Below are 14,522 nucleotides of genomic sequence, written 5' to 3'. Positions count from 1 at the left end.
AAACGTTCCTCAACTGAACATGGTCAGGCCGTTAAACGACGACATTATCTGCCCGACGTGTGCCATTGCGTTAACGAACTCCACCCGCCCTTCGCTGGTCGACAGGTCAAAGGCCGTCTTGTCGAACTTGATATTGGTCAGCCCCAGCTTGCCACTGGCGGTTACGCTCATCGAATAGCCCTCGGTCACCACTTTTGCCGCCGTGAAATCAAACGAGAACATCGAGGCGGTTTCCTTATGATCCTTGTATTCAAACGCCGCCGGCGTCTTGATGCTGACTTTCTCCGCACTGTCGATGGTGATTTTCTTTGGTGAGGTAATGGTCACGCCACCGTCGACCGTCTGCGTCCAGCTGCCAAGAATGTGCGTATCGGCATTTTTGGTCACCGTCTGGTTCAGATTACCGCGCAGCTCGTCCGTGACGTCCTGGGTGACGACGTTATGGCGCTTGCCGGTGATTTCGTCATAGCGATCGCCGGTCAGGTATGAATCCATGCCTGCGCCGTATTTGCGCGTCACCTTTTGCGAAACGTGATGCTCTTCTTCACCCACCGTTTCCGCAAAGCGCTTGCCGGTCACCTTGACGTTTTCCCCGCCGCTGGTCACTTCGGCATTGCGCCCGTTGGTGATGGTGACCTTTTCGCCCTGTTTGAAGGTTTTGCTTTCCAACTTATCGACGGTGGTGGTGCGGGTGCCGTGATAGTCGAAAATGGCGTTGCCAACCACCTCATCCTTCTGCTGTTTCTGGATGGTGGTGGTGCGATTGCCGTCCACGGTGACCGTTTGATCGTTTTCCACCGAAATGTTCATGTCTTTTTCGGCGTGCAGCTGCACCAGCTCCGACCCCGCCTTGTCTTCAAAGAACAGGTGGCTGGAGTTGTCGATATGGCCATCTTTCGAGCGCGTCATAAAGCCCATCATGGTGGCGCCAGCGGGCAGCGCCCACGGTGGCATGCTTGCTTCGTTATACACCCGACCGGTGACGATCGGCCGATCCGGGTCGCCGTTGATAAAGTCAATCACCACCTCGTCGCCGACCCGCGGGATCTGCACGCCGCCGAAGCCCTGACCGGCCCAGGCGCTGGATACCCGTACCCAGCACGAACTGGTGTCATCCCCTTTCGCCAGACGGTCCCAGTGGAACTTCACCTTGATGCGCCCGTATCTGTCGGTCCAGATGGATTCGCCCTGCGGCCCGACTACCCTGGCCGTCTGTGGGCCGTGGGTGCGCGGCCATGGCGTGCGCTGCGCGCAACGGAACGGCGTGGCCGCCGGGATCACCGCCAGGTCAATGCGGTGCAGCGCGTCCTCACCGCCGCTGGCATAGCTGTTTTCCTCCAGCTGATAGCGCGCACTCAGCACCAGATACTCGCCGCCGTCGCTGACAAACGGCGGATTGGTCAGGGTAAAGGTGCAGCCCGGCACAATGCCCAGTGCGGTCGCGGTGGCGTCGATACGCTGGTGCTCCGCCTGCCACTCCTCCTGGCGCACCCGAGCGTAGAATTCGCCGTGGCTGTGCTCGACGAAGTGACCGGGCCAGTCGTAGTAGTCAATCTGGCCCGGCGCCGGCGAGGCGGGATTCTGCCGCGCCTGAAACAGCCACGCATGCGGTTTGCGAAAATCGTAGTCGTCGATGCTGTAGATCCCCGGCGTCACCCGCTCGGAGATCGCCCACTGGCCGATGCCCTCCTCGCCGGTACTGCCGCCGGACGGCGTGGCGTGATAGGGAATGGTTTCATAACCGCTGAACGGCCGGTGCTGCTGGGGCGCGTCATACAGCACCAGCGTGTGTTTATCCGCCTGGTGGCGAAAGAAGAAATAAATGCCTTCCAGCTCCATCAGACGCGAGATGAAGTCATAGCTGCTTTCCTGATACTGCACGCAGTATTCCCAGTTGCGATAACTGCCGGACAGCTGGCTTTCCAACTGCACGCCGTACTCGTCGAGCAGCGTTTTGACGATCGCCGGCACGCTCTGGTTCTGAAAGATGCGTTGGTTGCGGTCCCGCTTCAGCGGCCACAGGTCCGATTCCATCGTCAGCGTGTAGACCGCGTAACGCTCGCCGTTGATATCCGCGCTGTGCACGTTCACCGAGGTGATCTTGCCGTTGAGGTAGCGCGGCGCGGCCAACAACCGCGGGCTGGGAATGGTCAAGGCAATCGGCTGGCCGAGCATCGCCCGGCGATCGAGTCGGGCATCGCGACTGAGCAGCGTCACGTCCAGTTCAAACGAGCGCGAAACGCCTTCCGTTCCGCTGAGCTTCCAGAATTTCAGTGCGCCGTCGCCTGCCGGCGTGGTCACGGTGATACGATCAAACATGGGCTTTTATCCCTATGACTGGATTGCAATGTTTTACTGCGGCGCTCAGGGCGCCAGCATCAGCACCTTGAACTGGCTGGGGACGGTACGCATCCCGACGGCATTGGTCGAATTCTGCAGGCTGACGCTGGTCAGACGCGTGGCCGGCGTGCCTTTCAGCAGCACGGTAAAGGAGCCGGTAAGATGGCGCGATGGCCCCATCACCGTTCCGGATGCCACGCCGGTGGCGACGCCCGGATTATCGCCGTTGGTCAGCGGCGTCACGGTGGCCATGTTATGCGCCGGCATGCCCATAAACAGGATGTTCAGCGCGTTGGGAATGGCGGTCGGCCCGAGCGCGATGTCCGGGTAGGGGATCGGCGTCGGGGTGGGGGTCGGCGTCAGACAGACATCGGGAAACGCCAAATCCATTCCCATCAGTTGGCAGTTGGCAAACATCGCAGGCTCCTTATCCCATATGGATCTGTTCGGCATCCACTTTGGTGATGGCCGTCGAGGTGATCACGGTATTTTGCGCGTGCAGGCGGGCATAGCCGTCGGCCTGCATATCCAGTTGACCGGCGCGCACCTGCTCGGTCTGCCGCGTGGTGCGCAGCAGGTTATGGCTGACCTGGGTAATGGTCTGCCAGACCGATTCGGCATGTTTGCCTACCGTGCGCGACAGGCTGACCCAGGCGGAGAGTTTGTCGCCGCTGTACTGCATGTCGCTGATATGGCAATCGCCCTGGCTGGCGCTGACGCGCAGCGTCTCGCTGCTGAGGCTGATCTCGCCGGCGCTGCGGATATGCAAATCGCCCGGCACGCTCAGTTCCGCCGCCGTCGAATTGGCGCGTTCCAGCACCGCCAATAGCCACACCCGATCGTCTACCCCGGCGACCAGTACCCGATCGCCGACCTGCGGCGCAATCACGCAGCTGGCCGCGCGCTGACAGTGCCAGCCACGCCCTTCGCTTTCCACACTCAGACTACCGTTGGCAAAGCAGTGGGTCACTACCCCCGCGCTCTGTAGCGGCGGCGTCACCGCCTGCACCAGCCTATGGTTGATATTGTTCATCTACTCTCTCCTTAACGGCGGCTCTGAAGCTGAATGCTCCATGCCTCAGCGGCCAATAACTCTTCATCATAGTCGAGGATGCCCCGACGGTCGGTAAAACGGGCCCCTTCCTGCTGCGCCCGGTGAAAACGGCTGCGGGAAAAACGGGCGTTGCGGAAATCGGCACGCAGCAGCCGCGCGCCGGTAAAGTCGCTGTAGGTCAAATCACAGCCGGCGAAGCGGGCCTCCTCGGCGTTCGCCTGCTGCAATACGCTCTGAAACAGGCGGCTGCGGGCAAAATCGGCCTGCCGCAACAGCGCGCCAACCAGCAGCGCCTGATCGAACAGGCTGTCCTGACAGTGCGCACCGGTAAGATCCGCGCCCATAAACAGCGCCTGGCTGGCATTCACCTTGCACAACCGCGCCTTGCGCAGCGACGCCCCCTTGAAATTGCACTGCGTCAGTTGAGCGCCGCTGAAATCGACCTCATCCAGCCGGTTATCGGTAAATTGACAGCCGCTAAAGCGCTGCTGCGCATAGCTTTTACCGCGATGATCGCAGTTAAAGAACACCGTCTGTTCGAACTGGCCCTGACGCAGACAGGTGGTACGCAGATCGATAGCATAGAAGGTGGCCAGCAGGCCGTGGCATTGCTCCAGCTGCGCCTCATCCAGCTCGCATTCAAAAAAGGTCGTGCGCTCCAGCCGCGCCTGGCTGAAACGGCTGTGTTGCAGCGGGCACTGCATGAACTGCGTGGCGTCGCACCGGCTGCGGGAAAAATCACTGCCGCCGAGCGCGCACTGGTTAAAGATGCACTGCACCAGCAGGCTATCGCCGACCTGCAACCGCGACAGATCGCCGTCGTGAAACACCGTTTGCCGCAGGTTGGCGCCGCTCAGCGTCGCCCCCCGCAGCGAGCACTCGTTGAACACCGTCTCATGCAGGTTCGCTGCCTGCAGGTTGGCACCGTTCAGCGATACCTGCTGAAAAACGCCGCCGGACAGATCGCACCCTTGCAGATCCAGGCCATCCAGGTTGCAGGCATCAATCATCTGGCCATTGCGAATTTTCTGCTGTAGCTCCGCCGCGCTCAGCGTCGTCATATCCGTTCCCCGTCATGCTTCGGCAGCGTTTTTACCCGCTGGGTATAGGCGTTATCCAACCGCGTGGTCATGCTAGTGGAAGATTGTGACAAATCGGCGCGGAACAGGTTGGCGCCGCTAAAATCGGCACCGCCCAGTTGGGTTTTCTGCAGCAGTGCGCCCATCAGATTGGCATTGGTGAAATTTGCCTGGCGGAAATCGGTACGGATAAACAGGCTGCCAACCAGATTGGCGCGGATAAATCGCGCCCGCTGGCAGTTTGCTTCACTGAGATCGCTGTTTTCCAACTTCGCCAGGCTAAAATCCGCCCCCGCCAGCGACGCCTGCCGCAGGTTGCTTTCGATCAGCGTCGCATTGCCGAAGTTCGCGCCACTCAGATCGCTGTCCATCACTACCGCGCAGGTGAGCAGCGTCGCGCCGTTAAACTGCGCCTGCGGCAGCGCGCTGGCCACCCAGTTGCAGCTCTCCAGGCGCGCGTCATTGAACAGCGCGGCCTGCAAGTCGCAGTGCTGGAACACCGTTTTATGCAGTTTTGCCGCGCTGAAGTCGGGCTGTGGCAACGTCAGGCCGATAAACACGCAGCCCTCCAGCGTGGCACGCTGGAAACGGCAGTGGCTGAAGCCGACCTGACGCAGCATCAGCGTTTTAAAGATGGCATCGCTGAAGTCGCACTGTTCAAACAGGGCGTTATCCAGTTGGGCCTCGCTCAGGTCGGCGCCGCTAAAATCGGTCTGCTGACATTGCGCCAGCGCCAGGCTGGCCTGTTGCAGGTTGCAGCCGCGCAGCGAGCTGTGGCGCAGATCGGCCCGTGCCAGCATGGCGTCGCTGAAGTCGGCGCCGTCCAGGCGACAACCGCTGAGATTGGCATTTTCCAGCAACGCCCGACGGAAGTTGGCACCACGAAAATCCATGCCGGAAAAATCGGCACCGGTGAAATCCAGCCCGCTGAAGTCCCCCCCCTGCGCCTGGGTCGTTTGCGCGCGCTGACGCATAATCTGCGCCATGTCGCCGGCCATGCGCAACGCCGGTGGCTGGTGTTGTACCGCCATCAGGTACATGCGGTGCAGCGACTCGCGGCTTTGCGTCAGTTTTTTTTCCGTCATGCTGTCCGCATGCTGATACAGCAGTTCCTGCATACGGTACATCGACTCCGGGCCACGCGGTCCGTCGTCCGGCCTCACGCCGCGCCGGGTTTCCATCTCGGCTTTACGCGCTGCGGCCTGCGCCTGCAGTTCATCGGCCTGGCGTTCCAGCGCCTCGACAAACTCTGGCAGTTCATCCAGCGTGGGCATTGGCGGCGCCGGGCACTGCGCCAGTAACCCATCAATATCGCTATCGCTGCCGCTGTCTTCAAGCCTGGCACGATGCAGCTCACGCAGCCGGCTGACCCGCCGCTGCATATTGTCCTGCATCGGGCTGTTGTGCTGCTGCACCTCGCTGTCAATCCACGGGCCAATCGTCTCTGCGGGCAGCAGATCCTGTTCCCGGAAGGCGAACAGCGCCCCCTTTTCCTTGTCCAGACGCTGGGTCAGCACTTTGCGATAGTGGTTGAGCGAACGGCTGGCACCGGTTTTTTCCAGTGCCGGCATCAGTTGCAGCACGTCTGCGGCGTCGTCTTGGTTAATCCGTTGACTGCCCTGCCAAATCAGCATCATCTGTTCAAGGTGCGGGAAGAACCACAGGGTGGTGGCACGCAGCGTCATTTCCTCAAACAGCGTCTCCTCACCGCGCTGGCGATGGATAAAGCAACGCGCCTGCCATGGCGGCAAGGTTCCACTCTGCAGCGGCTTGCTCGGGTGCATGTTCCAGATGCGCCATGCGGCCTCGGGCGGCAGCGCATCCTGTTCCGGCCACCACTGGTCCGGGCTGGCGGCATTGAATACCCGCCAGTCGGCGTCGCGCGCCAGTCCGGGGAAGTCGTGTTGCAACCAGTGGGCGTCATAAGCCCTGCCCAGGCGTTTGCTACGGCGCGGCCAGTTGATGTCCAGCGGGCCAAAGCTCACCGGCTCCGGTTGTTGGCGCGGTGACGTCATGCGGGCCTGCGCTGACTCGATATTCGGCAGGCGGCGATAGGTCGCACCGTCGTGCTGCTCTTCGCTGGCCCCGATGCCATGCGGGTTTTCCTCATGGCCCGCGCCGCCAAACGCGCGACTCCAGTCGAGGCGCATCGCGTCAAACTTGCGTGGCGGCGTCGGGTGCGAGCCAGACCAGACGCGATCGCCATACACCGTCAGGCGCTTACTCAGCCTGTCGACGTCAATACGCACCGCGCAGGCGGTTTTGTCCGTCTGATGGTGGGTGTAAGCGTGGCCGGTGGCGAGGAATTCGGCGCGTGCCTTGGGCATCGCCAGATCGATGACGCCGCCGCTGGCCTGCAACTCCGCCGCCGCCAGTTGCCACAACTCCACTTCGGGGCGTAGCTGTGGCGTCGGCCCCATATCCAGCAGCGCAATTACCGAGACGCCAAGATGGTTTTTACCCTGAAAACGGAAAGGCCGATGTAATACGCTCAGACGCAACGGCTTAATAATCTTCATGTCATGCGCCCTTGGACCGCGGGTTAATGAATGTGCTTAATAAGTGTGGTAGTGCATCTATTGAATCAACCGTACGCGACGGGCAGCGCGCACGGCGCCCACGCAGGCGCGTGCAGCGTCACTGTAGCCGCAAGCGTTGGCCAAGAACAACCGTGATTGTCACAGCATGGTTATAGTATTGTTAAAATAATACTTATAAAACAACGCCACCGTGCAATGTCGGTGACGAAAAAATCAGCATAATCCTAGAGCAGGGGGATTTCGGCGGCAGGGAAACAGAGCCAGCGCCCGTCTCGGATGGACTGCGCTGGCAGGGAGGTGGCCGCCAGAGGATGACGGCCGGCGGTTAGCCGCCAAACAGCCCGCTATCGCGCAGCAGGTGCTGATTGCCTTTGCGGCGGGTGAAGCCGCTGCGGTCAAAAAACTCCAATACCTGAATCGCCAGTTTGCGGCCCACGCCGAGCCGATCGCGGAAATCTGCCGCGCTGGCACTGCCTTGGCTGGCGTGCAGCTCGCGGATCAAGGCGGCGAATTGTTCAATGCGCTGGCTGCGGTAATAGCGATCGACCACCACCGCCGTCACATGGCCCAACTGCGCCGCTTTGCGCAGCGTGGCGCGCACCTGTTGTTGATCCTCGCCCAGTTCGTCAGCCAGATCCCGCACCCACCAGGGCTGTTCGGCAAACAGCGGTTCAATGCGCTGCCACAGCGCCTGTTGCGATGCGCTGAACGCCAGACCGTGCTCCGGCAAATGCAGCCAGCCGCGAGTATTGCGCAGCAAGCCGTCCGCCAACAGCCGTTCAATCATTAAAAACACCAGCGGTTCCGGCAGCGTTGGCAACGCCATGCGCCGCAAGCGGGCCCGCCCCAGCCCCAACTGGTCGCCATGCTGCTGATGATAATCGGCCAATACCTGCAACAGCTGCTGCTGCGCCCGTTGGACGTTGTCCGTCGCCAGCGCCATACCATCGACGCTCAGCAGCGGTTGCTGCGCCAGCAGTTGCGCCAGCCCGTCGTCCGTCAGCTGCCGCGCCCAGGCAAAGGCCGCCAGATCCAGCGGCCCCTGCGGCAATTGCAGCGCCAGGCGCTGTGCGTCGTCCTGCGCCTGTGCCAGCTGCGCCAGCCACGCCAGGTACTCCGGCCGCCGCTTGCCGCGCGCCGGTGCCGCCAGCGTTAACGCGCGCGCCGCGCCAAGGGTTTCACGGGCAGCGATATCGCGTAGCACCAGCCGGTCGTCCTCCGCCAGCCACAGCGGTCGATCCAGGATCAGTTCGGCCAGAGGAGCCTGTAACAACGCTACGCGGCCGGTGGTGTGACTGGCGGCATGGTGCACATGCACCGGTTGCCAATGCTGTAGCGGCCGATCCTGCTCCAGTATCACCAGCAGCCGCTGCGCCGCCTGTAGCGGGCGTTGCGCCACCAGCCAGTCGCCGCGTGCCACCGCGTCTCTGCTGACGTCACCGCTGATGTTCAGCGCGATGCGCTGCCCGGCCTGAGCCCGATCTGCCGCCTGGTTCTGCGCATGCAAACCGCGCACCCGCACCGCAACCGCTGCGCCAGTCAGCCACAGCGTATCGCCAACCGCCACCGTACCGCCCAGCGCGGTGCCGGTGACCACCAGACCCGCGCCCTTGACGCTGAACGCGCGATCCACCGCCAGCCGGAAACGGCGCGTTAACGCATGCTGCGCCGGCGTCAGGGTCAGTAAATGCTGACGCAGCGCCTCGATGCCGCTACCCTGCGTGGCAGCGGTGACAAACAGCGGCGCCTGCGTCCAGCCTTGCTGCGCCAGTTCGGCACTGACCTGTTGCGCCACCTCCTCCACTCGCGCCGGGTCGACCCGATCCGCCTTGGTCAACGCCACGGTCAACCGGGGCCGACCGCTGAGACGCAGGATCGCCAAATGCTCGCGCGTTTGCGCCATGATGCCATCGTCGCAGGCCACCACCAGCAGCGCATGATCGATACCGCCAACGCCCGCCAGCATATTGCCGAGGAATTTTTCATGCCCTGGCACGTCGATAAATCCCAGTACCCGCCCATCGGGCTGTGGCCAGTAGGCATAACCCAGATCGATGGTCATACCACGCCGTTTTTCTTCCGGCAGCCGGTCGGCGTTGATGCCGGTAATCGCCTGCAATAGCGTGGTTTTGCCATGATCGACATGGCCGGCGGTGGCGATAATCATCGGTTTAGCGCCTCAACCAGCGCCTGTTCCTGCGTCAGACAGCGCAAATCGAGCCACAGCTTGCCGTCATTGATACGGCCAATAATTGGCTGCGGCAGCCCGCGCCAACGCTCAGCCAGCCGTTCTAACGTGGCGCCGCGGCCATCCAGCGGCGCGAAAGTCAGGGCATAGCTTGGCAGGCGATCGACCGGCAACGAGCCACTGCCGATTTGTGACCAGCATGGCTCGGCACGCAGCAGGAACTGTTCGCTGAAACGCGGTGTCAGTACCCTCAGCAGGCGTTCGGCGGCCTGTTGCATCTGCTGTTGCGGTCGGGTCAGCAAACGCAGCGTCGGCAGCTGTTGCGCCAGCAGTTCGGGTTGCAGATAGAGGCGCAGCGTGGCTTCCAGCGCCGCCAGCGTCATTTTTCCGACGCGCAGCGCGCGCTTTAGCGGGTGTTGTTGCAGTTGGGCGATCATGGCTTTTTTGCCGACGATGATCCCGGCCTGTGGGCCGCCAAGCAGCTTGTCGCCGGAAAAGGTCACCAGATCGACGCCAGCGGCCAACAGACGCTGCGGCATCGGTTCCGCCGGCAGGCCGTACTGCGTCATGTCGATCAGCGAACCGCTGCCCAGATCGGTGGCGGTGGCAATGCCGTGCTGCTGCCCCAATGCTGCCAGTTCGGCTTCGTCCACCGCAGCGGTAAAGCCCTGAATGCAGTAGTTGCTGGTGTGTACTTTCATCAGCAGACCGGTGCGTTCGTTGATGGCATTGCGGTAGTCCTTCAGATGGGTACGGTTAGTGGTACCGACCTCCACCAGTTCGCAACCGGCCTGGCGCATCACGTCCGGAATGCGGAACGCCCCGCCGATCTCCACCAGTTCGCCGCGCGACACCACCACCTGCCTGCCGGGCGTGACCGCCGCCAGCATCAGCAGTACCGCCGCCGCGTTATTGTTGACGATGCAGGCATCTTCCGCGCCGGTCAGTCGGCACAGCAGATCCGCCACCGCGCGATCGCGATGACCGCGCCCGGCGCCGTCCAGATCGTATTCCAGCGTGACCGCCGCCCCCATCACCCGCTCGATGGCCTCGATGGCCGGTTGCGCCAGCTGCGCGCGCCCCAGATTGGTGTGCAGTACGGTGCCGCTGAGGTTGAATACCGTTTTCATCGCCGGTTGCCGCTGCTGAAGCAGGCGCGCCTGCAAGGCCTGTGGCCAGTCGTTACACCATGCCGGCAGCTGCGCGTGCCGTTGAATCTCCACCCGGGCCTGCGCCTGCAGCTGGCGTAGCAGATCGCCGATCAGCGTCTGGCCATGGGCGGCGACCAACGGTTCAATCGCCGGTTCGCGCAATAGGCGATCGATGGCGGGTAATTGGCTGTAAAGTGAATGGGCTGCTGTACTCATGATTGCTCTATTTTTTATCTATATCAGCAGGATGGGCGCAACAATCACGCCCCTGTGCCATGGGGAGTCAGGGTGGCAGCGTCCGCGCGAAGCTCTCACGGGCAAACAGCCGTTCGGCGAGCTTGATCAGCGTCGGGCGCCCTACGCACCAGTTTGGCAGGATACGGCGGAAGTTCAGGTAGCCCAGCGCACAACCGGTAGCAATATCGGCCAGCGTCAGCCGTTCGCCATTCAGCAGCGTTTTTTGCTGCGCCAGCGCCTCAAGCGCGTCCAGGCCCTGCTGGAGTTTTTCGCGCTGTCGCAACATCCAGCTTTCATCCTGTTTTTCCGGCGCGCGTCGGCTTTCACGAAACAGCGTTGCTGCCGCCTCCGTCACACCGTCCGCCAAGGCTTCAATCTGGCGAATACGCAGCGCGCCAGCGCGATCGGCCGGCAAAAAAGCCGGGGCGTCGGGCAACAGTTCCAGATATTCGGCAATCACCCGCGAGTCGTAGAACGCCTCGCCGTCATCAGTCACCAGCACCGGCACCTTGCCGAGCGGATTAAACTCCGCCACCCGGTTGCCGGCCTCGTACGGTGGGTCGTTGACGAATTCGAACACCATGCCCTTTTCCAGCAGCATGACGGAGATTTTGCGTACAAAAGGGCTGGTGTAACTGCCAATAAGCTTCATCAGTCTTCCCCTCGGTTGGCAAACCACTGGGTTGTTATTTCACCGCCAGCGTGTCGATAATCCGCTGCACCAGCGCCTGATGCACCTCCGGCGTTTTAGCCGGGGATAGCATTTGCAAGGTAACCACGCGTTTATTGAACACCGTCAGCATGATGGTGGAAACCACTTTTTGCCCGTTAACGCTCTGTTCGGTATCCAGACGGTGAAACTTCTGTTTGCCGATCACCAGGTTTTCTTCTTTGGTTCGCTTGATGTTCTGATAGCGATCGGACAGCTCGGTCATCATGCTCTGCATCAGCTCGTTGAGCATTTTATCGCTGTTATTCAGCTTCATACCGTCCGGTGGGATCACTTCGGACGATACCGTACGCTGGCGCGATTTGCTGTCCAGGAACAGCTGAATATGGGATTTGCTGTCGTTGATAATGCCGCTGTATTTGGTTTGATCGCTAAAGCCCGGCGGCAGTTCAAAGGTGATGTTGCCTTTTTGCATCGACACGCTCAGGCCCTTTGGCAGCGCGGGTTTCGGCTGTTCTGGCTTGGCTGCTGGCGGCGCCGTTTGCGCAGCGGTGGGTTTGGGGTCGGGTTTTGGCACCGTCGGCTGTTTGGTGTCAGGGTTGTCACACCCCCCCAGGCCGGCAACCAGTGCGGCCACCGTGGCAAATTTCGCTATCGTCTTCAGCATCGTCCCTTTCCTTTCGCGTTGCGCGTCATTGCGTAAACGTAGCAAGTCACTTCGCCGAATGCCAGACACGCACGCTGAAATTGGCCTGCTGGTCGGTTGAAGGCGCGGCACACCACGCCTTCAACCCCCTATTCGCCCGGGAACAGGAACGGGTTGATGCTGCTGCGCGCAAAACCTTCGTCTTCCATTTTTGCGTCCAGGATCAACGTGGCCAGATCGTCGGCTACCGCTTCCACCTTCGGATCCTTTTCCTGATACAGCAGCTTCAGATAGGTGCCGCAGTCGCCACAGCTTTCCGCCTTCACCGCCGCCTGCTCGCTGTCCAGCGACCAGTAATTGAGATCGCGGCTCTGCTCGCAGTTGCTGCACTTCACGCGCACCACATGCCATTCGCTTTCGCACAGGTTGCAGTGCAGATAGCGCAGGCCGTTGACGGTACCGATGTGCACCATGCTGGATACCGGAATGCTGCCGCACACCGGGCAAAACTGCCGGTGTTCGCCATATTCGGCGCGCGCCTTGCCGGGGATCAGGCTGGCCATTTGCGCCCAGTACAGCGACAGCGCGGCCCAGATAAACGGCGCGTTCTCACTGCCGACCTGTGCAAACTCACGGTTGAGCAACGCGCCGGCCATCAGCTCCAGTTCGTGGGACGAGGCTTTTTCCAGCTTGTCCAACACCACCGCGACGTGATCGGGCGCCTGCGGGCGCAGTTCGGCCATCAGCGCCGTCAGCAGTTTCTGCCAGTGTTCACTGCGTGGATAAACGCCGACGTCGAGCGGCGGTTTACCACTGGCGGCACTTTGGCTCAGGGCATCGGACAGATCCAGCGTCAGCGGGTTGTCATACAGCGCATGCTGCTGTGCCTCGGCAATGGTTGCAGCAAAGTTGAGGTAATCGCCCAGCGGGTGATCGACCGCCAACTGGCGCAGGCGCTCAGCGCGACGGCTGTACAGGCTCTTCAGATTGGCGAAAAGCAACGGCGGAATTGCTTCCGCCGCCGTCGTCTTCTCACGCTGTGCCCCTAACTGCTCTTTAGGAACGATGCGGATACTCATCAGGGTTTATCTTCCTGTTGTTTTTCGCGGACCTCTCGGTACCAGCGTGGATGATGTTTCTTGGCCCAGGCGGCCGGCACCCAGCCTTCAACCATCGCGGTAATGGTGCCTTTTACCCACAATGCGGCATAAATGTGCACCATAATCACGATGATCAGCCCCACCGCCGCCAGCGAATGCACCAGCAGCGCAATGCGGATCAGCGGGATGGGGAACGCCGGGGCGAAGTACGGCCGCCAGATAACGATACCGCTGGCCAGTAACAGCACCAGACTGACGATCGCCGCCCAGAATACGCATTTCTGACCGAAATTATAACGTCCGGTGTCACCCACTTCCTCATTCAGGGCGATTTTGTGGATGTTTTTGGCCCAGACGATGTCTTCCCGGTTGATCAGATTATGCTTCCAGTAGCGCAGGAACATCAGCAGAAACGCCGCGAACATCACCACGCCGGCAAACGGGTGCAGGATGCGCGCCAGCTGCGGCGTACCGAAGATGTTCATCAGCCAGTTGAAGGACGGGAAAAAGAACCCCAGCCCGCTGATGGCAGCCAGAATAAAGCAGAACGCCACGATCCAGTGGTTAATCCGCTCCGGCGCACTGTAACGCTGAATTGGCTTTTCCTTCCTCATTTGCGCGTCTCCTCATCATGCAGCTCGTCGTTGTCTTCCTCTTCGACGCGGTTTGGCCCCACGCCGACGTAATGGAAGATACTGGCTGCGAAGGTGGCCGCGAAACCGATGGCCGCCAGCGGCTTCCATACCCCTTTCCAGAACGTCACCGCCGGGCTGATGGTCGGATTGTCCGGCAAACCGTGGTACAGCTGCGGTTTGTCGGCGTGATGCAGCACGTACATCACGTGGGTGCCGCCCACGCCCGCCGGATCGTACAGACCGGCGTTTTGGTAACCACGAGTTTGCAGTTCGCTCACGCGCCCTGCGGCGACTTCCTTCATCGCGTCCTTGGTGCCGAAGTGAATCGCCCCGGTCGGGCAGGTCTTCACGCAGGCCGGTTCCTGGCCGACATCAACGCGGTCGACGCACAGGGTGCACTTGTACACCCGATTGTCTTGCTCGTTCATGCGCGGTACATCGAACGGACAGCCGGCGATGCAGTAACCGCAGCCGATGCAGTGCTCCGACTGGAAGTCGACGATGCCGTTGGCGTACTGGATGATCGCCCCTTCCGACGGACAGGCCTTCAGGCAGCCCGGATCGGCGCAGTGCATGCAGCCGTCCTTGCGGATCAGCCACTCCAGCTTGCCATTCTCCTCCACTTCGGAGAAACGCATCACCGTCCACGACTTGGCGGTCAGATCGGCGGGGTTGTCGTACACCCCGACGTTGTGGCCGATTTCATCGCGGATGTCGTTCCATTCGGAACAGGCCACCTGACAGGCCTTGCAGCCGATACAGGTGGTGACGTCGATCAGCTTCGCCACTTCTTCCTGGTGGTCGCGCGCGCGCGGTGCCGGTGTGAAGCCGTTGGTAGCGGATTTACGAATAATGTCTTGAGATTGCATGGCCATAACTCGT

Annotated in this window: 12 protein-coding genes; all 12 read right to left on the bottom strand. The window is 61.4% G+C overall.

Translation table 11 applies throughout. The annotated features are described in order from the left end of the window. Window positions 1-9 precede the first annotated feature (9 nt). The 12 genes from ACCC84_RS16195 to fdxH all read right to left on the bottom strand — a co-directional run bounded on the left by ACCC84_RS16195 (window position 10) and on the right by fdxH (window position 14,515). Window positions 10-2,319, bottom strand: a complete 2,310-nt coding sequence (locus tag ACCC84_RS16195; protein ID WP_004957111.1) for a type VI secretion system Vgr family protein — start codon at window positions 2,317-2,319, stop codon at window positions 10-12. A 45-nt stretch (window positions 2,320-2,364) separates the two neighbouring features. After that, window positions 2,365-2,757, bottom strand: coding sequence for a DUF4150 domain-containing protein (locus ACCC84_RS16190; RefSeq protein WP_004957110.1), 393 nt, complete (start codon window positions 2,755-2,757; stop codon window positions 2,365-2,367). A gap of 10 nt (window positions 2,758-2,767) precedes the next feature. Next, window positions 2,768-3,373, bottom strand: coding sequence for a DUF3540 domain-containing protein (locus tag ACCC84_RS16185; RefSeq protein WP_004957108.1), 606 nt, complete (start codon window positions 3,371-3,373; stop codon window positions 2,768-2,770). A gap of 11 nt (window positions 3,374-3,384) precedes the next feature. Next, window positions 3,385-4,455, bottom strand: coding sequence for a pentapeptide repeat-containing protein (locus ACCC84_RS16180; RefSeq protein ID WP_371902062.1), 1,071 nt, complete (start codon window positions 4,453-4,455; stop codon window positions 3,385-3,387). Next, window positions 4,452-6,992, bottom strand: coding sequence for a DUF2169 family type VI secretion system accessory protein (locus ACCC84_RS16175; protein WP_371902061.1), 2,541 nt, complete (start codon window positions 6,990-6,992; stop codon window positions 4,452-4,454). The genes ACCC84_RS16180 and ACCC84_RS16175 overlap by 4 nt, the downstream gene beginning before the upstream one ends. A gap of 346 nt (window positions 6,993-7,338) precedes the next feature. Further along, entirely contained in the window at window positions 7,339-9,180 is a 1,842-nt protein-coding gene (gene selB / locus ACCC84_RS16170) for a selenocysteine-specific translation elongation factor (protein WP_004957102.1), read from the bottom strand. After that, the gene (gene selA / locus ACCC84_RS16165) at window positions 9,177-10,568 is read right to left on the bottom strand and encodes an L-seryl-tRNA(Sec) selenium transferase (RefSeq protein ID WP_004957099.1); all 1,392 of its coding nucleotides are present in this window, start codon (window positions 10,566-10,568) and stop codon (window positions 9,177-9,179) included. Before selA ends, selB begins: the two co-directional genes overlap by 4 nt. Window positions 10,569-10,635: 67 nt before the next feature. Then, window positions 10,636-11,241: a glutathione S-transferase gene (locus ACCC84_RS16160; protein WP_004957096.1), complete on the bottom strand. Its 606-nt coding sequence runs from the start codon at window positions 11,239-11,241 to the stop codon at window positions 10,636-10,638. A gap of 34 nt (window positions 11,242-11,275) precedes the next feature. Next, window positions 11,276-11,926: a DcrB-related protein gene (locus ACCC84_RS16155; protein WP_004957093.1), complete on the bottom strand. Its 651-nt coding sequence runs from the start codon at window positions 11,924-11,926 to the stop codon at window positions 11,276-11,278. Between the two features lie 128 nt (window positions 11,927-12,054). Next, complete coding sequence (gene fdhE / locus ACCC84_RS16150; protein WP_004957092.1) at window positions 12,055-12,984, bottom strand: formate dehydrogenase accessory protein FdhE; 930 nt, start codon at window positions 12,982-12,984, stop codon at window positions 12,055-12,057. Beyond that, window positions 12,984-13,619 carry a formate dehydrogenase cytochrome b556 subunit gene (gene fdoI / locus ACCC84_RS16145; protein WP_004957089.1) on the bottom strand — a complete coding sequence of 212 codons (636 nt, stop codon included), beginning with the start codon at window positions 13,617-13,619 and terminating at the stop codon, window positions 12,984-12,986. The genes fdhE and fdoI overlap by 1 nt, the downstream gene beginning before the upstream one ends. Beyond that, window positions 13,616-14,515: a formate dehydrogenase subunit beta gene (gene fdxH, locus ACCC84_RS16140; RefSeq protein ID WP_004957087.1), complete on the bottom strand. Its 900-nt coding sequence runs from the start codon at window positions 14,513-14,515 to the stop codon at window positions 13,616-13,618. The genes fdoI and fdxH overlap by 4 nt, the downstream gene beginning before the upstream one ends. Between the last annotated feature and the right edge of the window lie 7 nt (window positions 14,516-14,522).

Origin of the sequence: Serratia odorifera, from assembly GCF_041448735.1 — a bacterium.
In the GTDB taxonomy this organism is placed as follows: domain Bacteria; phylum Pseudomonadota; class Gammaproteobacteria; order Enterobacterales; family Enterobacteriaceae; genus Serratia_F; species Serratia_F odorifera.
This window is presented reverse-complemented; position numbering and strand designations above follow the sequence as displayed.